The 24,481-nt window shown below is 68.4% G+C and carries 22 protein-coding genes; 14 read left to right on the top strand and 8 right to left on the bottom strand.

Annotated features, from left to right (window positions below):
- The first annotated feature begins 41 nt into the window (after nucleotides 1-41).
- Nucleotides 42-2,018, top strand: coding sequence for a N,N-dimethylformamidase beta subunit family domain-containing protein (locus ACIBG5_RS33945; RefSeq protein ID WP_396395609.1), 1,977 nt, complete (start codon nucleotides 42-44; stop codon nucleotides 2,016-2,018).
- 328 nt (nucleotides 2,019-2,346) lie between these two features.
- On the opposite strand, the gene ACIBG5_RS33940 is transcribed toward ACIBG5_RS33945, so the two are convergent.
- Both ACIBG5_RS33940 and ACIBG5_RS33935 read right to left on the bottom strand, forming a co-directional pair.
- Entirely contained in the window at nucleotides 2,347-2,904 is a 558-nt protein-coding gene (locus ACIBG5_RS33940; protein ID WP_396395608.1) for a hypothetical protein, read from the bottom strand.
- Nucleotides 2,901-3,452 (bottom strand): hypothetical protein, encoded by a 552-nt coding sequence (locus ACIBG5_RS33935; protein WP_396395607.1) that lies wholly within the window; start codon nucleotides 3,450-3,452, stop codon nucleotides 2,901-2,903. The genes ACIBG5_RS33940 and ACIBG5_RS33935 overlap by 4 nt, the downstream gene beginning before the upstream one ends.
- Nucleotides 3,453-3,595: 143 nt before the next feature.
- Between ACIBG5_RS33935 and ACIBG5_RS33930 the strand changes: the two genes are divergently transcribed.
- Both ACIBG5_RS33930 and ACIBG5_RS33925 read left to right on the top strand, forming a co-directional pair.
- Complete coding sequence (locus tag ACIBG5_RS33930) at nucleotides 3,596-4,126, top strand: RNA polymerase sigma factor (RefSeq protein ID WP_396395606.1); 531 nt, start codon at nucleotides 3,596-3,598, stop codon at nucleotides 4,124-4,126.
- The gene (locus tag ACIBG5_RS33925) at nucleotides 4,123-4,749 is read left to right on the top strand and encodes a hypothetical protein (protein WP_396395605.1); all 627 of its coding nucleotides are present in this window, start codon (nucleotides 4,123-4,125) and stop codon (nucleotides 4,747-4,749) included. The genes ACIBG5_RS33930 and ACIBG5_RS33925 overlap by 4 nt, the downstream gene beginning before the upstream one ends.
- A 235-nt stretch (nucleotides 4,750-4,984) precedes the next feature.
- Here ACIBG5_RS33925 and ACIBG5_RS33920 read toward each other — a convergent pair whose 3' ends face one another.
- Nucleotides 4,985-6,169 carry a flavin-containing monooxygenase gene (locus ACIBG5_RS33920; RefSeq protein WP_396395604.1) on the bottom strand — a complete coding sequence of 395 codons (1,185 nt, stop codon included), beginning with the start codon at nucleotides 6,167-6,169 and terminating at the stop codon, nucleotides 4,985-4,987.
- 111 nt (nucleotides 6,170-6,280) lie between these two features.
- Nucleotides 6,281-7,303, bottom strand: coding sequence for a methyltransferase (locus tag ACIBG5_RS33915; RefSeq protein ID WP_396395603.1), 1,023 nt, complete (start codon nucleotides 7,301-7,303; stop codon nucleotides 6,281-6,283).
- 89 nt (nucleotides 7,304-7,392) lie between these two features.
- Between ACIBG5_RS33915 and ACIBG5_RS33910 the strand changes: the two genes are divergently transcribed.
- Nucleotides 7,393-8,535, top strand: a complete 1,143-nt coding sequence (locus ACIBG5_RS33910) for a helix-turn-helix transcriptional regulator (RefSeq protein ID WP_396395602.1) — start codon at nucleotides 7,393-7,395, stop codon at nucleotides 8,533-8,535.
- 812 nt (nucleotides 8,536-9,347) lie between these two features.
- Nucleotides 9,348-10,730, top strand: coding sequence for a cytochrome bc complex cytochrome b subunit (locus ACIBG5_RS33905; protein WP_396395601.1), 1,383 nt, complete (start codon nucleotides 9,348-9,350; stop codon nucleotides 10,728-10,730).
- Here the strand turns inward: ACIBG5_RS33905 and ACIBG5_RS33900 are convergent.
- Both ACIBG5_RS33900 and ACIBG5_RS33895 read right to left on the bottom strand, forming a co-directional pair.
- On the bottom strand, nucleotides 10,689-10,811 hold the full coding sequence (locus tag ACIBG5_RS33900; protein ID WP_396395674.1) for a hypothetical protein: 123 nt from the start codon (nucleotides 10,809-10,811) through the stop codon (nucleotides 10,689-10,691). The two genes, ACIBG5_RS33905 and ACIBG5_RS33900, sit on opposite strands and share 42 nt — an antisense overlap.
- A gap of 253 nt (nucleotides 10,812-11,064) precedes the next feature.
- On the bottom strand, nucleotides 11,065-12,045 hold the full coding sequence (locus ACIBG5_RS33895; protein WP_396395600.1) for an NmrA/HSCARG family protein: 981 nt from the start codon (nucleotides 12,043-12,045) through the stop codon (nucleotides 11,065-11,067).
- A gap of 93 nt (nucleotides 12,046-12,138) precedes the next feature.
- Here ACIBG5_RS33895 and ACIBG5_RS33890 point away from each other — a divergent pair, with 93 nt between their 5' ends.
- The 7 genes from ACIBG5_RS33890 to ACIBG5_RS33860 all read left to right on the top strand — a co-directional run bounded on the left by ACIBG5_RS33890 (nucleotide 12,139) and on the right by ACIBG5_RS33860 (nucleotide 20,979).
- The gene (locus tag ACIBG5_RS33890; RefSeq protein WP_360445395.1) at nucleotides 12,139-12,630 is read left to right on the top strand and encodes a MarR family winged helix-turn-helix transcriptional regulator; all 492 of its coding nucleotides are present in this window, start codon (nucleotides 12,139-12,141) and stop codon (nucleotides 12,628-12,630) included.
- Between the two features lie 96 nt (nucleotides 12,631-12,726).
- Nucleotides 12,727-13,059, top strand: coding sequence for a hypothetical protein (locus tag ACIBG5_RS33885; RefSeq protein WP_396395599.1), 333 nt, complete (start codon nucleotides 12,727-12,729; stop codon nucleotides 13,057-13,059).
- On the top strand, nucleotides 13,056-13,964 hold the full coding sequence (locus tag ACIBG5_RS33880; RefSeq protein WP_396395598.1) for an FAD:protein FMN transferase: 909 nt from the start codon (nucleotides 13,056-13,058) through the stop codon (nucleotides 13,962-13,964). Before ACIBG5_RS33885 ends, ACIBG5_RS33880 begins: the two co-directional genes overlap by 4 nt.
- Nucleotides 13,964-14,536 (top strand): hypothetical protein, encoded by a 573-nt coding sequence (locus ACIBG5_RS33875; protein ID WP_396395597.1) that lies wholly within the window; start codon nucleotides 13,964-13,966, stop codon nucleotides 14,534-14,536. Before ACIBG5_RS33880 ends, ACIBG5_RS33875 begins: the two co-directional genes overlap by 1 nt.
- Nucleotides 14,533-15,756, top strand: a complete 1,224-nt coding sequence (locus tag ACIBG5_RS33870) for an NADH-ubiquinone oxidoreductase-F iron-sulfur binding region domain-containing protein (RefSeq protein ID WP_396395596.1) — start codon at nucleotides 14,533-14,535, stop codon at nucleotides 15,754-15,756. The genes ACIBG5_RS33875 and ACIBG5_RS33870 overlap by 4 nt, the downstream gene beginning before the upstream one ends.
- Nucleotides 15,756-15,953 (top strand): ferredoxin, encoded by a 198-nt coding sequence (locus ACIBG5_RS33865; RefSeq protein WP_396395595.1) that lies wholly within the window; start codon nucleotides 15,756-15,758, stop codon nucleotides 15,951-15,953. Before ACIBG5_RS33870 ends, ACIBG5_RS33865 begins: the two co-directional genes overlap by 1 nt.
- Before the next feature lie 163 nt (nucleotides 15,954-16,116).
- A complete protein-coding gene (locus tag ACIBG5_RS33860; protein WP_396395594.1) occupies nucleotides 16,117-20,979 on the top strand; it encodes an NAD-glutamate dehydrogenase in 4,863 nt (1,620 codons plus the stop codon).
- Nucleotides 20,980-21,042: 63 nt separating this feature from the next.
- Here the strand turns inward: ACIBG5_RS33860 and ACIBG5_RS33855 are convergent, their stop codons facing one another.
- Nucleotides 21,043-21,777, bottom strand: a complete 735-nt coding sequence (locus tag ACIBG5_RS33855; RefSeq protein WP_396395593.1) for a class I SAM-dependent methyltransferase — start codon at nucleotides 21,775-21,777, stop codon at nucleotides 21,043-21,045.
- Nucleotides 21,778-21,867: 90 nt separating this feature from the next.
- Between ACIBG5_RS33855 and ACIBG5_RS33850 the strand changes: the two genes are divergently transcribed.
- Nucleotides 21,868-22,539 (top strand): IMP cyclohydrolase, encoded by a 672-nt coding sequence (locus ACIBG5_RS33850; protein WP_396395592.1) that lies wholly within the window; start codon nucleotides 21,868-21,870, stop codon nucleotides 22,537-22,539.
- Here ACIBG5_RS33850 and ACIBG5_RS33845 read toward each other — a convergent pair whose 3' ends face one another.
- Nucleotides 22,540-23,277, bottom strand: a complete 738-nt coding sequence (locus tag ACIBG5_RS33845) for a GntR family transcriptional regulator (RefSeq protein ID WP_396395591.1) — start codon at nucleotides 23,275-23,277, stop codon at nucleotides 22,540-22,542.
- A gap of 112 nt (nucleotides 23,278-23,389) precedes the next feature.
- On the opposite strand from ACIBG5_RS33845, the gene ACIBG5_RS33840 reads away from it, so the two are divergent.
- A complete protein-coding gene (locus tag ACIBG5_RS33840; RefSeq protein WP_396395590.1) occupies nucleotides 23,390-24,448 on the top strand; it encodes a Gfo/Idh/MocA family oxidoreductase in 1,059 nt (352 codons plus the stop codon).
- The last annotated feature ends 33 nt before the right edge of the window (nucleotides 24,449-24,481 follow it).

The raw sequence follows: 24,481 nt of genomic DNA, 5'->3' as shown, positions 1-24,481 counted from the left end.
CGGTGTCAGCCGGCGTGTTGCGGTGGCGGCCCAGTAAGACCGTGAACGTTGGCGTCGGTGCTCGTTTCTCCATCCCGCTGTACGGGCTGCGGTTGCCCGCCGGTGGGCCGTGGACGCTCAGCTTCAAGGCGACCGGAACGGCCGGGCAGATCCTGACATCCGGCACCGGGGTCCTTCAGCCGCTCAAGACCTACACGGCCGCTGTGCGCATCACCGCGACCAAACCGGTTCCTGGTCAGACCACGACGCTGACCTACGCAGGTACTGTGACGCGGGCCGGTGTTCTGTCGGCTGTGCGCATGCAGCTGCCGGCGGGGTCGCGCGGTGCGATCACCAGCGTGAACGGGACGTTGAGGACAGCGAGCGGCTATGTGACCTGGACGCCCAAGGCTCCTATCAGCGTTGCCGCCGGCGCGCGCCTGGCGATTCCGATCTACGGGCTCGTGCTGTCCAAGTACGGCGGTGTCCTCACCCTCTCCATGTCCGCCCAGACGTCGACCGGAACGTTGCTGCTGTCTGGGACTGGCTCCATCGCGTTGATCGCTCCGCCGGCCGCGATGCCGGCGGTGTCAGTGGCGGGTTTCGTGGCTGTTCCGGAGGGATGCCCGACCAGTTGGCCGACGACCGCCGCGGAGAATGCGAAGCCCGGTGACGACGAGTGGGTCATCCCGACATCGATGAACGGCCCGCTGGCGGCGTACCTCACCGAAGTCTCGGCGACCTGTGGCGACACCGTTGACCTCAAGGTGACCTCCGGCAAACCGGTCAGTGTTGTGGCGTACCGGATGGGCTACTACCAGGGCCTCGGTGCCCGTGAGGTCTGGCGGCAGGACGGCGTACCGACCGTCGTGCAACCGGCACCGACCACGGGCGGCACCGCCAACGGCAAAGAGCTGCGGATGACGTCCGCGGCGACCTGGACCAAGACGCTGACCATCGCCGTGGACAAGGACTGGATCCCTGGCACGTATCTCATCAAGGTCAGTGATGGCCGGTACGCGTCGTACGCACCGTTGACCGTCAGGGACGACACCGGGACCAAGCACGACCTGATGATCCAGCAGGCGACCGCGACCTGGCAGGCCTACAACTCCTATGGTGGCTTGGGTTTCTACTCCGGGGGTGTGGCCGGAGGTTCCGGTCGGCTGACCTTCGATCGCCCGTACAACGAGGGCCAGGGGTCGGGGCAGTTCCTGACGCTGGAGCAGGGGCTGGTGTTCTGGGCCGAGTCGAAGGGTCTCGACGTCACGTACTGGACCAACAACGACCTGGACGAATTCGGCGGTCAGTTGCCCGCGCGGGCCGGGACGATTTTCCTGCCGGGGCACGACGAGTACTACTCGCTGCGTATGCGTGCGGCGCTCAGTCAGGCGATCACTCGTGGTGTGAACGTGGCGAATCTCGGCGCGAACACGGCGTACCGGCTGATCACGTTCACCGACGCCAGCCGGCGGGCCTGGGATATCGACCGGTACACCGACGGCTACAACTCGACAACGTGGCGGTACCAGGGCGATGCCTATGCTTCGCAGCCGCTGCTCGGCGCGGAGTACATCTGTCCGGTGCTGGGGCAAACGCTGACCACGGGGACGAGCTGGATGTTCGCGGGCATCCCGGCAGGCACCGCCGTACCGGGGTTCATCGCGGGCGAGGTCGACTACGTCTGGCCAGGGTTGTACAAGCATCCGGGGCTGACCACGATCGCGAGCGGTACCGGCAACTGCCACTCGAACAACCAGGCCGTGCCAATGCACACGACCGCGTACACCGCACCGTCGGGTGCCCGGGTGCTGAACGGCTCGACGTTCGCCTACGGCTGCTTCCTCGTCCGCCGCTGCCCCTCCAACTGGACAGTTCCCGCACCGTCCCTGGCCTCGCAGCAGGCCGTCGGCGCGATCGTCGGCAACATCACCGAGTGGGTCAGCAAGGGCGCCATCCAGGTGCCGGCCGACACCACAGCTGCCGCGATGCGCGTCGGCCTACCAAAGCACACCCTCCAGACCAACGCCCAACCCTGACCCATCCACACCCGACCCCGGGAGTTGCCTCCATATCGGTCGGCTGCCAGGCTCGCGGCCGCGCAACACGCACGCCTCACCAAACGCCGCGGTGCCGACCGAGCCCAGATCGCCGTCGCCCATTCCATCCTCGTCGCGGCCTGTCACATGCTCAGTCCCGAGAAGCTGTGATCGGCCATCACCTCTCGTTCTCAACGGGGAGCTGCTGTTGGGGAACGGCGACCCGTGCCGCGGCGGCCGTGTCGTCCGGTGGCATTTCGTTACTCGGCTGAGGAGGTGTGGCCGTATGCCAATGCTGGCTGCGCGGCTATCCACTCGCGCTGTCCGATCAGGAGCCGCCGCCGCCGGCCAACGTGCCGTTCCCGCCGGTCGGCGCGCCGCGCAGCGCTGCGGGAGGCCTGTCCACCTCCCGGTCTTTGGTACGGCGTGGACGGTAGAGCTCCGCGGCGCCGGCCGCGAGGGTCAGCGACAAGACGAGGAAGCCGCCGTAGAGGTACCAGGGATTGCTCGGCTCATCGCCACCGGCTGACCAGAGGGCGAATTGCGACAGGCCGATGCCGGCAACACCGATCACCCGGGCCCACAGGTGGTGAAGGTAGAGGAAGCCGCCGAGGAGAAACGCCGGTAGGAAGAGGATGCCGGGGCCGGCGAAGGTCGGCAGACACAGGAGGGCGAGCACCCGCCACCACCGCGATCTGCCTGCGCGGCGTACGCCGTACAGGATCCCGAGCACGAGACCAGACACCCCGGTCAGCCCGAGGATGATGCCGGTGCCGGCCCAGGTGAACTGCGGCTCGGTCGAGATCAAGCGCATCCAGCCCCGAGCCGCAATTCCCCACCCGACGCCGAGCCCGAGCCCGGCAGCGGCCGAATGCCAGACGCTCACCATGACACCGGCAAACAGGCCAGCCGCGGACCGGCGACGCCGTGCTCATCGGTCGGGTCCTGATGGATCACGATCGCACGGTCGCCGGCCTGCGGAACGAACGGGACCGCGGCGAAGGCATGACCGGTGCCGCCGGCGGTGACGGTGAAATCGAGCCAGACCTCGGTCGTCTCGTCGACGCGAGGCGGGACACGGCCGGCCAGGGTGTCGGTGTTGTAGTGCGGACCGGCCGCGGCGCCGTTGCCCGCGACACACGGACCGACATGCAGATGCGCACCGAACCTGCGACCTGCCTGCGAGCGATCGATGCCGTGCACCTGCAGGCGGACGGAGGTCTCGCCGTCGTCAGACACCATCATGAGCACCGCCGAGGCATGGTCGAGTGGACCGGCCGTGGCGGGTGCCAGGTCGCGGAGCTCGCCGTGCTCGGTCACCACACGTGCATGTGGGTCGGCACCGGACTGCGCGGCCGCCACCGGAACGGCGACGAGCGCGGAGACGACGAGTACCGCCGTCGCGGGTAGAACCTTGCGCACCAGAGCTGTCATGACTCCCCCTCTCGCGTCCATGCTGGGTGCACGGATCACTACGACAGACGGGCCACTGACGCGGTTCGGGTGACAGCGAAAATACTCTCCCCGCCGCGTCACCCGGTCCGCGGACTCGCTCGTCCGTAAGGGTGATGGGGGCTATGAATGCGACTGCGGATCTCCCCGCGTACGGCGTACGACGGGACGCCGACGCGCTCGTGATCGCGTTGTTCCAGGCGGAAGCGGCCCGCCTGGTCCAGCTCGCCCGCTGGTTCGTCGACGACCGGACCGCGGCCGAGGACCTGGTCCAGGAAGCGTTCCTCCGGCTCGCCCGCAACCATCACCGGATCAACGATCAGGACCGGGCAGCGGCGTACCTGCGCTCGATCGTGATCAACCTCGCCCGCGATCACAACCGCCGCGGCCTGGTCTCACTCCGGCACCGCCTCCCGGCCGACCCCGACGACCGGTCGGCCGAGGACCACGCCGCCGAGGACGAGAGCCGCCGCGAGGTGATCGACGCCCTGCGCGCACTACCCCGCCGCCAGCGCGACTGCGTCGTACTTCGCTACTACCTCGAACTGTCCGTCGCCGACATCGCCGAGACCCTCGGCCTGTCGCCGAACTCGGTAAAGACCCATCTGCAACGCGGCCTGCGGTCGCTGAAAGCTGAATTGGAGGTTCAGGGATGAACCAGCGGCCCGAGACTCCCGGCGAACCTTCCGAGGTCGAACGCCGGCTGTACGACGCTCTGGACGCGGCGGCGACCCGGCCGCCGGCGCCGGATCTGTTCGAGCGTGTGCTCGGCAGCATCGCGGACGACCGGGTCCGGCGGCGCCGGATCCTCCGCACCGCCGGTGTTCTGATCGTCGCCATCTCGTTGCTAACGGCAATGGTCTTGCTGTTCACGCCGCGCACAGTGACCGGGGATCTGCTGCTGGAGTGGTGGATCCTCGAGCTCTTCGCCAACGTCCTGCTGATCGGATTGGCGCTCTGGCTCGGGCCGTTCATCAAACGCTTCGGCCGGGCCTACGCCGCGGACGTCTTCCACGACAACCCGCAGACCGGCAAGAGCTACATCGTGCTGACAGACATCGTGTACTACCTGATCTTCACCGCCTACATCCTGTTCACGATCAGCTTCCAGCCACGGGAGGACTGGACCCATTTCGTGGTGCCCGCACAAGCAGGCTTCGAGGCGGCCCGGCTCGGCGGCATCCTGCTGATCATCGGCGTCCTGCACGGTCTCAACATCATCCTGATGCCGATCCTCGGCCGCCTCTTCTCCCTCAACCGAAAGCTCTCCGGCCGGTGACCGCCGACCTGACCGTTGGTCCGGCGATTCACCTGGGATGCTAGGAGCGGGTCGATCGCGCAGGCCGTCGTGGCCACAACGGCTGCGACACCCGGGTTATCTGCACTCCTCAGGCGAGAAATGAGGTGTTCGCCGGTAGAGCACCAGGTTTCGGGCTGGTGGGAGTGTCAGGGACGTGAGCCACAGGGCGGGAGGGCGATCCGCGCCGGGCAGCGCGCGCTTTGATTCGAGGGGTTCACCCACCGGCCCGGCCCGTGTCGCCGCGGATCGGGTCCTGGCTGCTTTGCTCGCTCCGCCGCAGTTCCTGGGCAATCGCTTTTGCCGCGCGTCGGGCCTGTTTGGCGGCGAATCCGATCTGTGACGGTCTCGGCACGAACCCGATGAACCGCAGGCCGTCCGCGGCGGGCGCTTCGCCAGTGGTCTTCGGCCAACCTCGCTCGTCGAGCACGCCGAGGTGCCCGACCAGCTGCGAGAGGCCTCTCCGGAAGCCGGTCGCGCAGACCACGGCGTCCGGGTTGATTCGCGTTCCGTCCGCCAGCGCCACGCCGGCGGCGTCGAGGGCCCCGACGCCGCGGACGATCTCGATGGACTTGTCCCGGATGACCGCGATGACGTCTTTGTCCAGGATCGCCGGGGCCACGCCGAGCCGCGAGCTCCGCGCGAAGATACCTTCGGCGGGCACGGGGAGTCCGAATTCGTGCAGGTCTCCTATGTCCATCCTCCGGCTGAACCGAGCAATCGCATCGGCGATCCGGACCGGGGCATGGTAGAGCGGCGTCGCGATGAAGTCGCCCGGTATACCCCCGGGTCCCTGGCGGAGCATGATGTTGGGCGGCGTGCGAACGGCGAGCCACACCTTGGCCGCACCGCCCGTGGCCAGGTCGTAGGCGATCTCCATGCCGGAACTACCCGGTCCTACCACCAGGACCCGTTTGCGGTTGTATGGCAACGGATTGCGGTACTGCGAAGAATGAATCAGACCGCCTGGCCACTCGTCGCGCCCCGGCCAATCGGGGATGAAGGGCTCGTGATCGAAGCCAGTGGCAACCACCACCTGGGAAGCTTCGACCTCGCCGGTGGAGGTTGTCAGCCGCCAATGCCCGTCGGCTCGGTCGAGCCGTTCTGCCGTGCAGCCCAAGCACAGTTCGATTCCGTCCTCGTTCGCATGTCGCTCGATGTGGTCGATCACCTGGTCCCGTGTGGGAAAGGTCGGTGTCCCACTCGGGTAGGGACGGTTCGGCAGATGCGAGAACTGCCTGCCGGTGTTCAGACGCAGCCGGTCATAGCGACTGCGCCATGACGAGCCGACCTGGTCGGCCCGGTCGACGAGCAGCGGCCTGACGCCGCGATCGGCAAGGGCCACGGCTGCCGAGACACCGGACGTGCCCGCGCCGATGATCGCAACCTGGTGCGAGATCATCGCGAAACTCCCTTCCTGCAAGCGTCAGTCGCGCCGTCCCGTAGGGCGAGCGAGGTGGCCGTAACGACGAGTCCGCGCCGCGCACGCCGGCCATGACCATTCGTTCCGGGTTCAAGCGGTCTCGGCGATGATGACGCTTATCGGTCCGGCCAGCAGCCGGTGATCGAGAAAGCGCCAGCCCGTGTCGTGCAGCCAGGCGGTGCCTTCCTCGACGCTGTAGACGTCGCCGTCGTTGACGTGGATCGCGAACTCGCCTGCCATCAGCGCGGCCGGGAGCGGCTGGGTGTGGGTCGGGTCGGTCCAGAAGTCGGCGAGCAGCAGGCGGGCCCCTGGTTCGGCAGCGGCGCGGATCCGGTGCAGGATCGACTGGTTGGTCTCCGGAGCGAAGCAGTGCACCAGGTTGGCAAGCAGGAAGGCGTCGTACCCCCGTGGCAGATCGTCGGCCACGAGGATGTCACCGACGTGGACGTCGAGGCGGTCTGAATACGCCGTGGCGCGCAACTGTTCCCTTGCGACGGGCGCAACGAAGGGGAGTTCGAAGACGGTCGCGGTGAGGGCCGGGTCGGCCGCGGCCAGGGCGATCGACCAGGAACCGGTGCCGCCGCCGATGTCCAGCAGCCGGCTTCCTGCAGGCAGCGCGGCCGCCTCGGGAAGAGCATGGCAGGCCGCGGCGGTGGCGGCGGCGATGCCGGCCGACATGATCGGTATCAGGTCGTCGTCGATCTCGAAGATCTCGTGGGCCGGTCGGCCGCGGCCGAGGGCGCCGGCGAGGTCCTCCCAGGCGGGGTAGCTGAGCCGGTCCCAGAACCTGAGCAGCGGCCGGAAGTCGGCCGGGGTCGCGCCGGACAGGAAGGTGGCCGCCACCGAGCTGTTCGCGTAGCGGTCGCCATGCCGCTCGAGCAGGCCGATCGCGACCATGGCGTCCGCGCTGATGCGTGCCGTACGGCGCGTGAGACCGGTGCGGGCGGCGAGACCGGCGAGATCCACCGGCCCTTCGCCCAGCGCCTCGAACACGCCGAGCTCGCACGCCGCGAACAGGTGCTTGCTGGCCATGAAGCCCTGCGCGATCTCGAAGATCCGGCTCGGCGTCACGTCGTGGAGATTCCCCGTGGAGGCTGTGTCTGTGGTCGTCATGCCCTCAGCGTGCGGAGCGGCTTCAGATGGCCGCAATCCCACGATTCTGGGGGTGCCGCCGGACAGGGGCCGCGCCGTACTCTGCAGAGGTGACAGGGACTTTGGCACCGCGGATCCGCTACGAGATCCAGCGGCTGGGTGGCGGCGGAATGACGTGGGTGGACTTCGGCAACGCTGTAGCCGATGTGCTCGCGACCGTCATCCCCTTCCACGCCTGGTGCTGCCACACGGTCGACCCGGGAACGATCCTGTTCACCGGCAGCGTCAACCGGAACGTCGGCTGCTCCGGCTCGTGGCTGGCCCATCACGAGTACGTCATCGAGGACGTCAACAAGTGGTCCTTCCTCGCCCGCAGCGGCCGGATCGCCGGTGCGACCAGCATCGACACCCACGGCGAGCTGTCCCGCTCGATTCGGCACCGGTCCCAAGAGACCCACGGATTCGGCGACGAGCTGCGCGTGTCGCTCGTTGCCGATGGCATCTACTGGGGCGCGGCGGCCTTCCTGCGTCGCGCCGACGAAGCCTGGTTCACCGAGGGGGAGGTGCGGACGCTGGCCACGTTGGCTCCCGTGATCGCGACTGGTCTGCGCCGCGCCATGCTGGCGCGGCCGATCTCGCCGTACGTCGGAGGGCCGGTGGACCACGGCCCAGGGGTGGTCGTATTCGACGAGCACGGCGAGCCGGAGTCGATCTCCGGTGCCGCGGAGCGGTGGATCGGCGAGCTTGTCGAAGAGCCTCCACCGAGTTCACCGAGCGAGTCGAAGACGGTGCAGGCGATCGCTGCCCGCGCCCGCGCGATCACGCCCGGCACCGATCCCCTCGAACTGGCCGCCCGAGCCAGGGTCCGGACCCGCTCCGGCGCCTGGCTCCTGCTGTACGGCACCCGGCTCAGCGGAGGCACCGGCGACAGGACCGCGGTGATCATCCATCCCGCCACCCCGCAGGACGTCGCGCCGGTCATCGCCCTCTCGTACGGCCTGACCGACCGGGAGTGCCAGGTGGCCGTGCAGTGCGTTCAGGGTCGGGTCACCAAGGAGATCGCCCGCGCCTTGACCATGTCGCCGTACACCGTGCAGGACCACCTCAAGTCGATCTTCGACAAGACCGGTGTGCGCAGCCGGGGCGAGCTGGTCGGGCAGATCTTCCTCGACCACTACGCGACCCGCTGGGAGGCCCCGGCCGGCGCGACACCTGGCCTGCTGGTGCGCGGCATCTCACCCGACGAACCCTGACGCCGGCCGCTCAGATCAGCGGGTCCGCTGTGCCGTCCCGTGCCACAGCCCAGGCTGTGCCGGGTCTATGCGGGCAAGTTCTTGCTCCGTCGCTGCTCCGTGCGACGCTGACAAACACTGGTCATCGTTGATCATTGACGTATGGCGAAACCGCAGGTCAGGAGGCAGATGTGCCTCTCCCGGTCGAGGTTGCCGCCAGGCTGGAAGAGATCTACACCATCTTCGAAGGCGCGTCCGAGATCCAGCGCCTCGTCATGTCCGGGAGGCGCATCGGTACTCTGCCACCGCCTGTCCGCGGTTCCGCGGTCGCATGCGCAGCCGGCGGCTGTCGCCAGTCCCGTCGGGGACACGCATGCCAGCTACCTCAGCCGCCCGTGATCACGCCTACGCCGCCCGCGCGGTCATGGCGTCGGCGACAACAAAGCAGACCGACTTGCCGAGCTTGACCTTTTTGAGGGCGACAGGTTCGCGCATACCCCACAACAGAACTGGTCGGACTACCTGGGCACGGCGACCGTCACCAAAGCGGCCGGTGTCGCCATCGCGCGCAGTAGCGTGCAGGCCAACGGCTGTGGATCGTCGCGACCCGGTGCAGCACCTGCGGCGGGCTGACCGTGTACTACAGCGGCAAGTCGGTCGGCACGGTCAACCTCGCTTCGCCCAGCCTCGTGTGTACGCCGCACCTGAACAAGCAGCTCCAGGCGCTCGCCCGCAGCCAGAGACCTTTCCGACAACCATGAGAACGTGATGTGCAGCACGAGGCGTCACAGTCTCGGTCGCTGCGGGGTCGTATGTATGAGGAGGGCCGAATCATGCGAGGTCCCTGGAGCAATCTGCGAGCGAGAGTATTCCCTGATCACTGGTCGCTGCTGTTCGGCCAGATCGCCTTCTACAGCTTCGTTGTGGTGACGCTCACCGGCCTTGTGCTGATGGTGCCGTACCAACCGTCGGTCGAGCACGTTGTGTACGACGGCCCGTACGAACCGCTGCACGGCGTACAGATGTCACAGGCGATGGACTCGACGATGACGATCAGCTTCGAGCTGCGCGGTGGCCTGCTCGTGCGCCAGATGCACCACTGGGGCGCGCTGATCATGGTGGCGGCGATCCTGCTGCACCTGTTGCGGCTGTTCTTCACCGCCGGGTTCCGCCGGCCGCGGCGGCTGAACTGGGTGGTCGTCTTCGGGTTGCTGATCATCACGCTCGGCGCCTGCCTAACCGGTACGTCGCTCCCGGACGACATGGCGTCCGGCACGAGCCTCGCAGTACTCGACGGCGTCCTGCAGGCAACTCCGTTCGTGGGAACGCAGCTCTCGGCGCTGCTGTTCGGAGGGGCTTTCCCGGGCGATGTGATCACGCAGTTCTACCCGCTGCACATCATCGTCCTACCCGCACTCCTCGTTGTGCTCTTCATCGTCAGCGGGGCGCTCGCGCTCAGGAACAAACCGGCGCAGTTCGCCGGCCCCGGGCGAACCGAGGACAACGTGGTGGGAAGTCCGGCGACTGTCGCCGTGGTCAAGGGCGTCGGTCTGTTCTGCTTCGTCGCCGGAGTAGTCGGCCTGATGGGCGCGCTGGCCACCATCAACCCGGTGTGGCTGTTCGGCCCGGCCGATCCGGCGAACACCTCAGCAGGAGTCGGCTCGGCGTGGTACCTCGCCTTCCTGGACGGTGCGCTGCGGCTGGCGCCGGGCTGGGAGGCCGTCTGGTGGGGCAGGACCATCAGCTTCGCCATCCTGCTCCCGGTTGCCATCTGCACGCTGTTCCTCGCGCTCCTCGGGATCTACCCGTTCATCGAGGAGCGAGTGACCCGCGACCGGCGCGAACACAACCTGCTCGAACGCCCGCGCAGCAACCCGATCCGCACCGGCATCGGCGTGGCCGGAGCCGTCTTCTACGGCACGCTCTGGGCCGCCGCCGGGGCCGACACGATGGCCGTCCAGTTCCACCTCTCGGTCAACGCCTTGATCCACCTGTTCCAGGCACTGCTGATCCTCGGCCCACCGGTCGCCTTCAGCATCACCCGCCGTATCTGCCTGGGCCTACAGCAACGCGACACGGAGATCGCCACCAACGGCATCGAGACCGGCCGGATCCTCCGGCTCCCGACGGGCGGGTACGTCGAAACGCACCGCCCGGCCCACCTCCAACTCACCTCATCCGAAGCCAGCCGCGTGGATACGACCGGTCGTCGTTGACAGCCGGGCCAGCTCGTCCTCGGTCACGCCCGCAGCCGGCAACCGCGACAGGCGGTCCTCGTGAGTACGCCGCGAGCCCATCGCCCCGATGTAGCCGGCGCCGTCCGCAACGCCAACCACGCAGATCGCTGACGACGGAAACACCGACTTGGTGCCGATGCTCCGGTCAGTACGCGACCGTAGCCGGTGAACGGCCTGGTCCGGGTGCCAATAGCCGACCATCCTGTGCCGTCCGATTCTGCCTGGCGCCCCGACAATCGCCGCCGGAAGTAGCGCCGCGGGCCGGGTGGGCTTGGGTCAGGTCCCGAGCCGCCGTTGCTGCGTGGTCAGATCGTCAGTTTTGGGCGGCTTTGAGTTCGTCCTGGTGATTGGTGAGCCAGGTTGCGAAGGACTGGACCTCGGGGTGGAGTTCGCGGACCTTGGTGAGCTCGCGGTCGGCGGTGAAGCGGTCGGCGTCTTCGGCGTAGAACTGGAACATGTTGCTGAACTCGATGGCCAGCGGGAACGGGAGGGCGCGGTAGTCCTGCCAGGTCGGGGGCTGGTAGACGACCTCCTCGCCGAGTACGTCGGACAGGCCGGCGGCGTACTCCTTGCCGGTCAGGTGGTCGCCCGCGATGCTCACGGTCTCTCCGATGAACTCCGTGCCGCGCTTGAGGATCGCCAGTGCGGTCCGGCCGATGTCTTCGGACGCGATCCCGGACAGCAGCCGGTCCGCCATCGGCATCGAGATGGTCAGCTTGCCGTCCTCGCCGCGGGCCGGCGGCATTCCGTTGATGAAGGCATCGAAGTAGAACGTGGTCCGCAGGAACGTCGTCGGTACGCCGTACTTCGTGAACAGGTCGTCCGCCTCGCCCTTCGCGTCGAAGTGCGGCACCTTGTAGCGCCCGTCGTCCAGGCCCGGTACGTCGTCCCGATCGCTGAAGAACGGCCTGGTGTCCTCGAGTGTCGACCAGATCACGTGTGCAACACCGGCGTCCTTGGCAGCGGCCGCGGCGATGTCGGCCTGCTGGAGCTCCATCTCCGCCCGGGTCCGGGCCGCCTCCTCCTCGGGGGTGCGGTCGACCCAGTAGTTCGTCACCACGAAGGCGCCGTACACGCCCTCGAAGGCTGCCCGCACGCTCGCCTCGTCGTCGAGGTCGGCCGCGACCACCTCGGCGCCGGCCGCCGCCAGCTCCTTCGCCTTGGCGGACTCCGGGTTGCGGGTCAGCGCCCGTACGCCGAACTCGCCGGACGGATCGGCCAGGATCGCGCGGGCCAGTCCGCCGCCCTGGGCCCCGGTGGCTCCGACCACGGCGATCAGCTTCTGCTCAGTCATATCGAACTCCCCAGAATTTAGGTTGATGTGTCAACGCGATCGATCGTAGCGCGCTTGGTTGATGTGTCAACCCGGTCGGGTACCATGGTCGTCGTGGGCAAGGGACCGTGGCTCGACGACGACGAGCAGAAGGCGTGGCGCAGCTACCTGCTGATGCACAAGACGCTGGAGACGCACATGGAGCGTCATCTCCAGCGTGAGTACGGCCTGTCCAAGTCGGACTTCGAGATCCTGGTGAATCTGTCGGAGTCGAAGACCGGGCGGATGCGGGCGTTCGAGCTGGGCCGGGCGACCCAGTGGGAGAAGAGCCGGATGTCGCACCACCTGACCCGGATGGAGAAGCGCGGCCTGATCCAGAAGGTGGCCTGCGACTCCCGGTACCCGGAGATCGCGATCACCGCGGAGGGGATGGCGGCGATCGAGGCCTGTGCGCCGGCCCACGCGGCCCGGATCCGCGAGTTCTTCGTCGACGTCTTCGGGCCCGACCGGCTGGCCGTGCTGGGCGAGGTGTCGGACGAGATCGTCGACACCATCCGCAAGCACGAGGGCAACGACTGCCCACCCGAGGTGAGCGGGAACTGCTGACCTGAGAGGGCCTCACAGAGAGCTCTCAGGAGAACTTGATGCCGGCTTGACGGTCTCTTGGAGTGCGGCTGATGAGTCTGCCGCGAGGCTGACGGCATGGTCACCACAGAGGCGTTCGAAGAGCCCCACTCAGCCCGCCGGCGCTGGCTGCGCCGGGCGTCCGCGGCCGCGATCGCGACAGCGGTCCTCGGTATCGGCGGCACCGGACTGTCCGTCGCGATCGTGTCCGCACGGCAGGCCGACAACGGCAGCACCGGCACGACCACCAGCTCCGGCACAGGGTCCAGCAGCAGCGGTGGTTCCAGCAGCGGTGGTTCCAGCAGTAGTGGTTCCAGCAGCGGTGGCTCCAGCTCGGACGACAGCGGCTCGAGTGGTCTCGGCTCGGCCTCGTCCGGCTCGACCGCGCAGGGCGGGAGCAACGGATCATGAGCGCCTCGCGTACCTGGACCGCCTGGAGCTGCACTGTCCGCCTGACCGTCGACGACCCAGCCGTTCTCGGCGCTGCCTGTGGTGAGCTGAAGGCTCTGATGGATCGCGTCGACAAGGCGGCCAGCCGGTTCCGCCCGGACTCTGAGCTCTCGATCGTCAACTCCCGCGCCGACGCCCTCGTACCGGTGTCGCGTTTGCTCGTCGACCTGGTCGACGTAAGCCTGGTCGCGGCCTCGGTGAGCGGTGGTGCGGTCGACCCGACGGTCGGCGCCGCGGTGATCGCGGCCGGCTACAACGACGACATCGAGGCGGTACGGCGGCGGTTCCCGGAGCCACCGGCCGACCCGAAACCGATCCCCGGCTGGCAGCAGGTCCAGCTCAACCGGAAGCTCGCGTTGCTCGGCGTACCGAGTGACTGTGCTCTGGACCTCGGCGCGATCGCCAAGGCGTGGACCGCCGACCGGGCCGCTCTGGTGCTCAGCAAGCGCTACGGCTGCGCAGTCCTGGTCGAGATCGGTGGAGACCTCCGTGCCGCCGGCGATCCGGTCAAGCCGTGGGTCATCACGGTCGCCGAGCGCGCCGGTGACCCCGGCGTACTCGTCACCCTCGCTCACGGCGGCCTGACGACCTCTACCCGGACAGTACGGCGCTGGCAGACGCCGACCGGCTACGCACACCACCTCATCGACCCCCGCACCGGCAAGCCCGCGGATGGTCAGTGGCGAACCGCATCGGTCTGGGCGCCAACCGCAGTACGAGCCAACACGTTCAGTACGGCGCTGGTCGCGACAGGGGAGGCTGCGCTCGGGCGACTGACTCTGGCTGGTCACCCGGCCCGGCTGATCGACGACGGCGGTGAGGTCACTGAGCTGTCCGGTTGGCCGGCGTCGAGCGAGGCCGCCTGATGACACTCTGGTACCTCGCCCGCGCGGCGGGAATCGTCGCCATGGTCATGTTCACGGTGTCGGCCTCGCTCGGCATCCTCACGTCGGGCAGTCGCGATCCGGGGCGCCGGTTCTGGCTGCAGTACGTGCACCGCTCGGCGGCAGCCACCGGTCTGGTCCTGCTGACGACGCATGTCATCGCGGTCATCGCCGACGCCTACGTCGACATCGGTCCGGCCGTTCTGGTCTGGCCCTTCGGCTCCGGCTACCGCCCCTTCGCCATGGTCGTCGGAGTACTCGCGCTGTACGGGCTGGTGCTCGCCGCAGTCGTCGGAGCCGCCCGCGGCCGCCTCGCGAAGTCGGAGACCGTCACCAGGCACTGGCGCTCGATCCACGTCGCCGCATCGATCGGCTGGCTGCTGTCCATCGGGCACTCGCTGCTGGCCGGTACCGACCGCGGCACCCCCTGGATGCTCGCCATCACCCTCGGCTGCCTCGGCGCAGTCGCCGCAGCGGGTGCGTACCGCGCTCGCAGCCAGGCGGCACGCGCCGGTACGCCGCTGAACCTCGCACGAGCCGGGAGAACGCGATGACGACCTTGCAGGACACCCGAGTGCGGGTCATCGGTGAGCCACGGTTGCTGGCGGGTGTCGACCGGGGCGGTCTGGATCTGCAGCGCCATCACTGGAACCACGGCACTCAGCCGGACCTCACCCGCGAGACCTACACGCGGTTGGCCGAGTCTGTCGGTCTCAGAGGGCGTGGCGGGGCGGCGTTCCCGGTCGCACTGAAGCTGGCTGACCTCCCGGCCCGCGGCGTCGAGGCTGTCGTCGTCAACGGTTCGGAGAGCGAGCCGGTGAGCCGCAAGGACCGTCTACTCCTGACAGTCGCGCCGCACCTGGTCCTGGACGGTGCTGTCGGCCTGGCCCGCGCACTCGGTGCGCCCCACGTGCTGATCGCCGTACATGATGCGACCGCGGCAACCTCCGTTCGGGAGGCGATCGTGGAACGCGACGACGGTATGGCGATCGAGGTGAGCGACACACCTGGCCGCTTTGTCGCAGGTGAGGCCCGTGCGGTGCTGAGTGCGTTGGAAGGTGGCCCCGCCGTACCGCCCGGGCGGAGGGTGTTGCCGACAAAGAAGGGGTACCACCGGCGGCCGACGTTCCTGTCGAACGTGGAGACGTTCGCGCAACTCGCCGTACTCGCGCGACTGGGGTCGAGAGGGTTCAGTAGCACCGGACTGATCAGCGAGCCCGGTACACAGTTGCTGACGATCGACGGTGCCGTGCGACAGCCGGGCGTGATCGAGGCGCCGACCGGTGTGCCGCTGGACACTGTCCTGCAGTTCGCGGGTGCGGAGCCCGGTCCGGTGCTGCTGGGTGGGTACCACGGCCGCTGGCTCGCACGGACCGACGGCCTGACGCTGCAGCGACCGGAGGCATCGGCCGGGATCATCCTGGCGCTCGGGTCGGACACCTGCCCGCTCGGTGAGGTGCACCGGGTCGCGGGCTGGCTGGCGAGTCAGTCAGCCGGGCAGTGCGGGCCGTGCGTGTTCGGCCTCGCGGCTCTGGCCGACGACTTCGGCAGGTTGGTGCGCGGCGAGGCGACCGGCTGGCACGACGCCCACCGTCACCTAGGTCTTGTCCCGGGGCGTGGAGCGTGCGCGCACCCGGACGGCTCGGCGCGGTTCCTCGCGTCGGCGCTGGAAATGTTCGGTGAGGACGTGCGGCTCCACCTCGGCGGTGGCGGAGGCGGTGGCGGCTGTGGCCGACCGGTCCGCGGAGTCCTACCTGTGCCTGGAGGTGAGTGATGAATAGACTGGAGATCGACTGGACGCGCTGCGACGGGCACGGCCTCTGCGCCACCCTGTTGCCGGACGACGTCGTCCTCGACGAGTGGGGTTTCCCGGTACTGCGCGGACGGGAGGTCACCGCCGGTGATGCGCCGGCTGTACGCCGCGCGATCCTCGCCTGCCCGGCCCTGGCGTTGCGCTTTGCTGACAGGTGAAATACGCGATGCAACCGATCCGTGAAGTGTGATCTACAAGGCTCTGGACAGGCTCGTCCCGACAGCACACCAGTGACAAAGGTGGACTAGTCTCTGAGTGATCGCACAATGTCGTGCGATCCGGCGCGAGCGGCGCCGAGGGCACGCGTGGAGACGGTGGGGAATGCAGAGCAAGCTGGACGTCCAGAAGGCGGAAGTTCTCGCCAAGGCGGTGGCTGCGGGAACACATGGGCACGACAAATCGGTGGATCCGGCGAAGCTGAGGACGTTCCTCGAGCGCTACTACCGCTACGTCGCCGCCGAGGACGTGGCCGAACGCCAGCCGACCGACTGTCTGGGCGCTGCACGGCACCATTACAAGACCGCGGCGTCGCGGCCGCAGGGTACGGCGAAGGTTCACGTCTTCACGCCGACCCTGGAGGAGCACGGCTGGTCCGCGGACGGCCGGACCGTGGTCGAGATCGTCGTCGACGACATGCCGTTCCTGGTGGACAGCGCCTCGATGGCGATCACCGACCACAACCTCGAGTTGCAGCTGCTGATCCACCCCCAGTTCGTGGTCCGGCGGGACGTCGCAGGCACGCTGCAGGAGGTTCTGGACGACACCGAGGCCTCGGACGCGCACGATCTCGTCCGGGAGAGCTGGATGCACCTGGAGGTCGAGCGGATCGCCGACGTCGCCGAGCAGCGGGCCCTGGAGCAGGCGCTGCAGACGGTGCTGCACGACGTGCGCGAGGCGGTCGAGGACTGGCCGAAGATGCACGAGAAGGCGGTCTCGATCGCCGAGGAGCTGAACGCGGCCGACCTGCCGGTGGGCGAGAACGAGGTGGAGGAGGCGCGCGAGCTGCTGGAGTGGCTGGCCGACGAGCACTTCACCTTCCTCGGCTACCGCGAGTACGACTTCACCATGGAGGGCGAGCAGGGCATCCTGCGCGGCCGTCCCGGGACCGGGCTGGGCATCCTCCGGCCGGACCCGAAGCCGAACTCCGGCAAGCTGCCGCCCGAGGTGAGCGCGAAGGCCCGTGAGCGCAAGCTGCTGATCCTGACCAAGGCGAACTCGCGGTCCACCGTGCACCGGTCGGCGTATCTGGACTATGTCGGCATCAAGCAGTTCGACGCGAACGGCGACCCGGTGCTGGAGCGCCGGTTCATCGGTCTGCTGGCGTCGACGGCGTACACCGAGAGCGTCATGCAGATCCCGGTGCTGCGGCGCAAGGCGCTGGAGCTGTTCCGGCTGACCGGCTTCGACCCGAACAGCCACAGTGGCAAGGGCTTGCTCGACGTACTGGAGACGTATCCGCGCGACGAGTTGCTGCAGGCGCCGGTGGAGGACCTGCTGCCGATCGTGCAGTCGGTGCTGCACCTGCAGGAGCGGCGTGCGGTCAAGCTGTTCGTACGGCGCGACGTCTACAACCGCTACCTGTCCTGCCTGGTGTACCTGCCGCGTGACCGCTACACCACTGCGGTCCGGCTGCGGATGCAGCAGATCCTCAAGGACGCCATCGGCGCCGAGTCTGTCACCTATGCGGCGTACGTGACCGAGTCCGTGCTGGCCCGCGTCCACTTCGTCGTCCGGATGAAGCAGGGCGAGACCGTTGGGGAGTTCGACGCCGAGCTGCTCGAGCAGAAGGTGGTCGAGGCGACCCGCGCCTGGGAGGACGACTTCACCGCAGCACTGCACGCCCAGGGTGGCGACGGTGCCGTGACGCAGCTGGCCCGCCGGTACGCCGGCGCGTTCCCGGAGGCGTACAAGGAGGACTTCGACGCCCGGGTCGCCGTCAAGGACGTGACCGTGCTGGAGTCGCTGCCCCCCGACAACGGGCTGGCCATGTCGCTCTACAGTCCGCTGGACGAGGAGTGGGAGGGCGAACGCCGCTTCAAGGTCTACCGGACCGGATCGGCGCTGTCGCTGTCGCAGGTGCTGCCGCACCTGACCCACATGGGCGTCGAGGTCATCGACGAGCGCCCGTACGAGATCCGGCGCGGCGACGCGACGGTGTACATCTACGACTTCGGGCTGAAGGCGCCGGAGAAACCCGACGAGCGCGAGGAGCTGCGCAAGCTCTTCTCCGACACGTTCCAGGCGGTCTGGCAGGGCCGGGCGGAGTCCGACAAGCTGAATGCGCTGGTCCTGCGCGGAAGCCTCAGCTGGCGCCAGGTGTCGATCCTGCGGGCGTACCAGCGGTACATCCGGCAGGGCGGTACGCCGTTCAGCCAGGACTACATCCAGAACACGTTCCTGAACCACGTGGACGTGGCCTGCCTGCTCGTCCAGCTGTTCGAGGTCAGCTTCGACCCGGCCCGCGGCGCCGGCGACGACCCGGACCGGATCGCCCGGACGGCCCAGCTGGAGAAGGAGATCCTGGCCACGCTGGACACGGTGCAGAGCCTGGACGAGGACCGGATCCTGCGCTCGTACCTGACCGTGATCAAGGCGACGCTGCGGACGAACTACTTCCAGCCCCGGATCGCTGACGGCGAGCCGCGTGACTACATCTCGCTGAAGCTGGAGCCGAAGGCGATCCCGGATCTGCCGCAGCCGCGGCCGGCGTACGAGATCTTCGTGTACTCGCCGCAGGTCGAGGGTGTGCACCTGCGGTTCGGCGCGGTTGCCCGCGGCGGGCTGCGCTGGTCCGACCGGCGCGAGGACTTCCGGACCGAGGTGCTCGGTCTGGTCAAGGCGCAGATGGTGAAGAACTCGGTGATCGTGCCGGTCGGCGCGAAGGGCGGGTTCTACGCCAAGAAGCTGCCCGATCCGACGGTTGACCGCGACGCCTGGCTGGCCGAGGGCATCGCGTCGTACAAGACGTTCATCTCCGGCCTGCTCGACATCACCGACAACATCGTTGCCGGTGGCATCGTTGCGCCGCGGGACGTGGTCCGGTACGACGGTGACGACGCCTACCTGGTCGTTGCCGCGGACAAGGGCACGGCGACGTTCTCGGACATCGCGAACGGGGTCGCGAAGCAGTACGGATTCTGGCTGGGTGACGCGTTCGCGTCCGGCGGCTCGGTCGGGTACGACCACAAGGCGATGGGTATCACCGCGCGCGGTGCCTGGGAGTCGGTCAAGCGGCACTTCCGCGAGATGGGCCACGACTGCCAGAACGAGGACTTCAGCGTCGTCGGTGTCGGCGACATGTCCGGAGACGTGTTCGGCAACGGGATGCTGGCCTCGGAGCACATCCGGCTGGTCGCGGCGTTCGACCACCGGCACATCTTCCTCGACCCGGCACCGGACGCGGCCAAGTCGTACCTGGAGCGGCGGCGGCTGTTCGACCTGCCGCGGTCGTCCTGGGCCGACTACGACTCGGGCCTGATCTCCGAGGGCGGCGGCATCTACCCGCGCACCGACAAGGCGATCCCGATCTCGGCCGAGGTCCGCGAGGTGCTCGGCATCGAGGGCAGCCCGGCGACACTGACGCCGGCCGAACTGATGAACGCGATCCTGAAGGCGCCGGTCGACCTGTTCTGGAACGGCGGCATCGGCACGTACGTGAAGGCGTTGAGTGAGTCGAACGGCGACGTCGGCGACAAGGCGAACGACGCGATCCGGATCAACGGCGCCGACCTGCGCGCCCGCGCGGTCGGCGAGGGCGGCAACCTCGGCTTCACCCAGCTGGGCCGGATCGAGTTCGCCGCGGGCGGCGGCCGGATCAACACCGACTTCATCGACAACGTGGCCGGCGTCGACACGTCCGACCACGAGGTGAACATCAAGATCCTGCTGGACAAGGTGGTTGCCGACGGCGACCTGACCGAGAAGCAGCGCAACGATATCATCGCCTCGATGACCGACGAGGTCGGCGGGCTGGTGCTGAAGAGCAACTACCGGCAGAACGTCGCGCTGGCCAACGGGGTCGCGCAGGCGCCGGCCCTGATGCACGTCCACCAGGACTGGGTACGGCGGCTGGAGAAGCAAGGACTGCTGAACCGGGAGCTGGAGTTCCTGCCGAGCGTCGCCGAGTTCAAGCGGCGCAAGGCCGACGGACGCGGGCTGACCTCACCTGAGCTGTCGGTGCTGATCGCCTACACCAAGATCGTGCTCGCGGCCGAGTTGCTGAAGACCTCGCTGCCGGACGACCACTACCTGGCGCACAAGCTGTCCAGCTACTTCCCGAAGGCGATCCAGGAGCGGTTCGCCGAGCAGATCCAGTCCCACCAGTTGCGGCGCGAGATCATCACCACCCAGGTGGTGAACGAGTTCGTCAACACCTCCGGGATCACGGCGTACCACCGGCTCTCGCTGGAGACCGGCGGTACGGTCGAGGACGTCGTTCGCGCCAACCTGGCTGCCTCGCGGATCTTTGCGCAGCCCGAGCTGCTGTCCGGGAACGCCGCCCTCGACAACATCGTCGACGCGGGGACACAGACGCACATGCGGCTGGAGACGCGGACGCTGGTCGAGCGGGCCACGCGGTGGCTGGTCAGCAGCCAGCGGCCACCGGTGGACATCGAGGAACTGATCGAGTTCTTCGGGCCGGGGATCGCGAAGCTGACCGCTGCGCTGCCCGACGTCTTGCGGGGTCGCGAGCTGGGGCTGTTCGAGCAGCGGCGGGAAGCCCTTGTGCAGAAGGGGGTTTCACCCGAGTTCGCCACCCGGATCGCTGTGCTGCCCCCGGCGTACGCCGGACTCGGGGTCGTCGAGACGGCGTCCCGCGACAACCTCGACATCCTCGAGGTCGCCAAGGTCCACTTCGCCCTCGGTGAGCGGCTGCAACTGGGTCGGTTCCTGGAACGCATCATCAACCTGCCCCGCACCGACCGCTGGCAGACGATGGCCCGGGCCGCGCTGCGCGACGACCTGCACGCCGTCCACGCCCGCCTCACTCGCCAGGTCCTCGCCACCACGGACGCCACCGACGAGCCCGAGGACCGCGTCATCACCTGGCAGGACCAGAACGAAGCAGCCCTGTCCCGAGCCGCCACCATGCTCGAGGAGATCGTGGAAACCGAAGGCCCAGAACTGGCCCACCTCTCTGTCGGCCTCCGCCTGGTCCGAACCCTCCTCGCCAACCAGGCCTGAGTTTTCGCCAGTCGGCCGGACGGAGGGAGTTCCCGTCCGGCCACCCTGGTCGAGTAGTTGGGGCTACTGCTTGGCGGCGTGGACGACGAGGAGGCGGGAGGTGGGGGTTGCGGGCTCGTCGCGCCAGCCGCCTCGGACGGTGACGGCGCCGAAGCCGGCGTCTTCGAGGGCGGCGGTGATCTCCTCGGCAGTGCGGAAGTAGAGGGTGGTGGTGTAGACAGCGTCGCGGCCGTCGTCGAAGAGGTTGTGTGCGTCGAACACGACCCGCCCGCCGTCCACCTCGGTCACCTCGATCCATTCGCGCAGGTGACCCACTGACGTGTCGCGTTCGCCGTACGTCGCTTGCCTGGTCCATCCCTCCCAGGCACGCGTGGCCGGATTGCGGCTCTCGAAGGCGATCACGCCGCCTGGCCGCAGGGCGCCGGCGCAGGACTTCAGCGCGGACGGGAGGTCGTCATCGGGGATGTGCATCATCGTGTTGCCGCTGCTCACGACCAGATCGATGTCTCCGGTGGCCGCGATCGCCGAGGCGTCGCCGTCGATCCAGGTCACTGCCTCCGCTCCCGGTTGCCGGCGCGCGAAGTTCAGCATCGTCGCGCTCGGGTCGATTCCGGTGACGACGCGTCCGGGCGTCACCAGAGACCTGGTCAGCAGCCCTGTCCCACAGCCGAGGTCGACGACCTTGGTGGCCCCGATCGTGTCGGCCAACCGCCGGAAGTAGTCGTGGTCGTCGCCGGCCGGGTTGTCGCCGTCGTACAGCTCGACGAGTTCCTCGTCCCCATACGGATCCAATGTCACCGGCTCACGGTAGGTGCACCGCTCGGAGCGCGCAACGAGGTTTCCCCAGCCCGACGATCTGGTCATCCGTTGCGATGCGAGGATGACGCCGTGCGTGGACTTGTGGATGTCGTTGGTGCGGTGGAGTACCCGGGGCGTGGGTTGGTGCTGGGGCGGGATCCGGACGGTGCCGGGTTTGCGGCGTACTGGTTGACGGGGCGTACTGCGGCGTCGCAGGGGCGGAAGCTGGTGATGTCGGACGACTCGGTCGTGGTGCAGGACGTATCGGGTGCGTCTACCGACGACCTCCGTCACTACACGGCCGCCGTTCGTGGCGACGACTGGCTCGTGGTTGGGAACGGGACACAGGTGAGCGAGCTCGCGCAGGCGCGCCGAGACGGGCGTGATCTACAGGTGGCGCTGCGGGATCAGGCGTATGAGCCGGACCCGCCGATTCGTACGCCGAGGATCTTCGCGACCGCGTCGACGGACGGGACCGGCGTGATCGTCGGCTCGGCCCGGTCGGTCCCCGGCTCTGAGGAGTTGGTGGAGCACCCGTCCCTCTTCGTCCCGGAGTTGCCACCGGCAACGGCCATCCACGTCAGCACGTACGCCGGGACGGCCGCCGACGTGATCACCTCCGGCTACCCCGAGGTCGTCGGGATCGGGAGTGGCTGGCAGGACGTCGCGGACGGCGTCTGGAGTGCCCTTGACCCCTCGTTGAGGGTTGCGCTGTTCGTCGTCCCGCTCGCTGCGCCCTTCGGTGCGGCGATCGTGCGTTGATCAACGGTCGGAGACGAGGACGTCGACCGAGTACTGGTCGGCTCGGTAGCAGTGGTCGCCGAATTCGACGGGGGAGCCGGCGGCGTCGTAGGCAGAGCGGGTCATGGTGACCAGGGGCTCGGCCTTCGACATGTGCAGGGTGCGGCGTTCCTCGGCGGTGGCGTTGCGCGCGCCGATCCGCTGGCGGGCGACGGTCGGGCGGATCCCACGAGCCCGGAGCACGGCGTACAGGCCGTCGGTCTCGAGTTCGGTCGCGGTCAGATCGTTCATTGCTGGCGGCAACCAGTTGCGCAGGATCGCGAGTGGCAGGTCGCCGGCGTACCGCAGTCGCACGATCGACACCAGGGGGCTGCCTGGCGGCAATCCGAGCACCTCGGCGGCCCGGTCGTCGTACGCCTCGCAGCTGAGCGCGAGCACATCGGTCCGCGGTGTCCGGCCCTCCCGGACCAGGTCGTCGTACAGGCTGGTCAGTTCGGCCTTGCGGTGCACCATCTGGTTCGCGACCGTGGTGCCGATGCCGCGGCGGCGGACCAGCAGGCCCTTGTTCACCAGTTCGGAAATGGCGCGGCGGACGGTCGGCCGGGACAGGCCGAGGCGGTCCGACATCGCGATCTCGTTCTCGAACGGGTCGCCGGGGCGGAGCGTGCCGCCGCTGATGGCAGCGGTCAGTTGCTCGGCGAGCTGGTGGTAGAGCGGCACCGGGCTCGTCCGATCGATGCTGATCGGCAGGGCGGCCATGGCCGGATGCTACCCGAGCCGCGTAAGCATGTCTGCACGTCCGAATGTGCTAACAAACTATTGACACGTCTTCGGTGGCCCGGAAAGCTGGCCGGGCGGGCGGCGCCGGACCATGCTGGAGCCGTCGACTGACTGCGCCTGGCTGCTGGCCGGGTACGACGAGAGAGGGCGGCTGGGGATGCGGATCGGGTTGGTCGGGGTGGGGCGGATCGGGGCGTTCCACGCCGCGACGCTCAGGGGGTTGCCGGCGGTGGATCAGGTGGTCGTCGCGGACGCCGACCCTGGGCGCGCCGAGGTGGTCGCGAAGGATCTCGGGGTCGAGTTCGCCGCGGACGTTCCGGCCCTGCTGGCGAGCGGGCTGGACGGCTTCGTCATCGCCGCCGCCACGTTGGCGCACGCGGAGCTGATCGCGGCCGGTGTTGCGGCCGGCATTCCGACGTTCTGCGAGAAGCCGGTCGCGCTCGACCTCGCCGAGACCGAGCGCGTGGTCGAGCTGGTGGAGGCGTCCGACGTACCGGTGCATATCGGCTTCCAGCGCCGCTTCGACGCCGGCTACCAGGCCGCACGGGCAAAGGTCGAGTCCGGCGAGCTCGGCTTCATCCACCACATCCGCGCGAACACCAACGACGCCTTCCCGCCGCACCGCGAGTACATCCCGCAGAGCGGCGGCTTCTTCCGCGACTGCACCGTGCACGACTTCGACATCATCCGGTACGTCACCGGCCGCGAGGTCGTCAGCGTCTACGCGACCGGCGCCAACCGCGGCGAGGCATTCTTCGGCGAGTACGGCGATGTGGACGCGGCGGCTGCTCTGCTCACGCTGGACGACAGCACCTTCGTCGCGGTCAGCGGCACGCGCTACAACGGCGCGGGCCACGACGTACGGATGGAGCTCCTGGGCAGTCTGGGTTCGGTCGCGGTCGGGCTGGACGAGCACACGGCGCTGCGCTCGGCGGAGCCCGGCGTCACCTTCCCGGACGGCAAGCCGCATCTGACCTTCATGGACCGCTTCCAGCCGGCGTACGTGGCCGAGCTGACCGCCTTCACGGAGGTTGCCGGGGGCACCCGTGAGGTGCCCTGCACTGTCCGCGATGCGCTCGCGGCCTTCCGCATCGCCGACGCGTGCGAACAGTCCCGCCACGAAAACCGCGTCGTCACCCTGAACCCCTGAGTCGTCACCCTGAACCCCTGAAGAGGAGACCTG

This window comes from Kribbella sp. NPDC050241 (assembly GCF_044459685.1).
GTDB lineage: Bacteria > Actinomycetota > Actinomycetes > Propionibacteriales > Kribbellaceae > Kribbella.
Note: the sequence above shows the minus strand (reverse complement) of the source record. Positions and strands in the feature narration are given on the sequence as shown.

Coding starts and splice junctions, on each gene's coding strand:
- ACIBG5_RS33935 (WP_396395607.1), bottom strand. CDS start 3,452: ATGACAGCTCTGGTGCGCAAGGTTCTACCCGCGACGGCGGTACTCGTC.
- ACIBG5_RS33930 (WP_396395606.1), top strand. CDS start 3,596: ATGAATGCGACTGCGGATCTCCCCGCGTACGGCGTACGACGGGACGCC.
- ACIBG5_RS33925 (WP_396395605.1), top strand. CDS start 4,123: ATGAACCAGCGGCCCGAGACTCCCGGCGAACCTTCCGAGGTCGAACGC.
- ACIBG5_RS33920 (WP_396395604.1), bottom strand. CDS start 6,169: ATGATCTCGCACCAGGTTGCGATCATCGGCGCGGGCACGTCCGGTGTC.
- ACIBG5_RS33915 (WP_396395603.1), bottom strand. CDS start 7,303: ATGACGACCACAGACACAGCCTCCACGGGGAATCTCCACGACGTGACG.
- ACIBG5_RS33905 (WP_396395601.1), top strand. CDS start 9,348: ATGCGAGGTCCCTGGAGCAATCTGCGAGCGAGAGTATTCCCTGATCAC.
- ACIBG5_RS33900 (WP_396395674.1), bottom strand. CDS start 10,811: ATGGGCTCGCGGCGTACTCACGAGGACCGCCTGTCGCGGTTGCCGGCT.
- ACIBG5_RS33895 (WP_396395600.1), bottom strand. CDS start 12,045: ATGACTGAGCAGAAGCTGATCGCCGTGGTCGGAGCCACCGGGGCCCAG.
- ACIBG5_RS33885 (WP_396395599.1), top strand. CDS start 12,727: ATGGTCACCACAGAGGCGTTCGAAGAGCCCCACTCAGCCCGCCGGCGC.
- ACIBG5_RS33880 (WP_396395598.1), top strand. CDS start 13,056: ATGAGCGCCTCGCGTACCTGGACCGCCTGGAGCTGCACTGTCCGCCTG.
- ACIBG5_RS33875 (WP_396395597.1), top strand. CDS start 13,964: ATGACACTCTGGTACCTCGCCCGCGCGGCGGGAATCGTCGCCATGGTC.
- ACIBG5_RS33870 (WP_396395596.1), top strand. CDS start 14,533: ATGACGACCTTGCAGGACACCCGAGTGCGGGTCATCGGTGAGCCACGG.
- ACIBG5_RS33865 (WP_396395595.1), top strand. CDS start 15,756: ATGAATAGACTGGAGATCGACTGGACGCGCTGCGACGGGCACGGCCTC.
- ACIBG5_RS33860 (WP_396395594.1), top strand. CDS start 16,117: ATGCAGAGCAAGCTGGACGTCCAGAAGGCGGAAGTTCTCGCCAAGGCG.
- ACIBG5_RS33845 (WP_396395591.1), bottom strand. CDS start 23,277: ATGGCCGCCCTGCCGATCAGCATCGATCGGACGAGCCCGGTGCCGCTC.
- ACIBG5_RS33840 (WP_396395590.1), top strand. CDS start 23,390: ATGCTGGAGCCGTCGACTGACTGCGCCTGGCTGCTGGCCGGGTACGAC.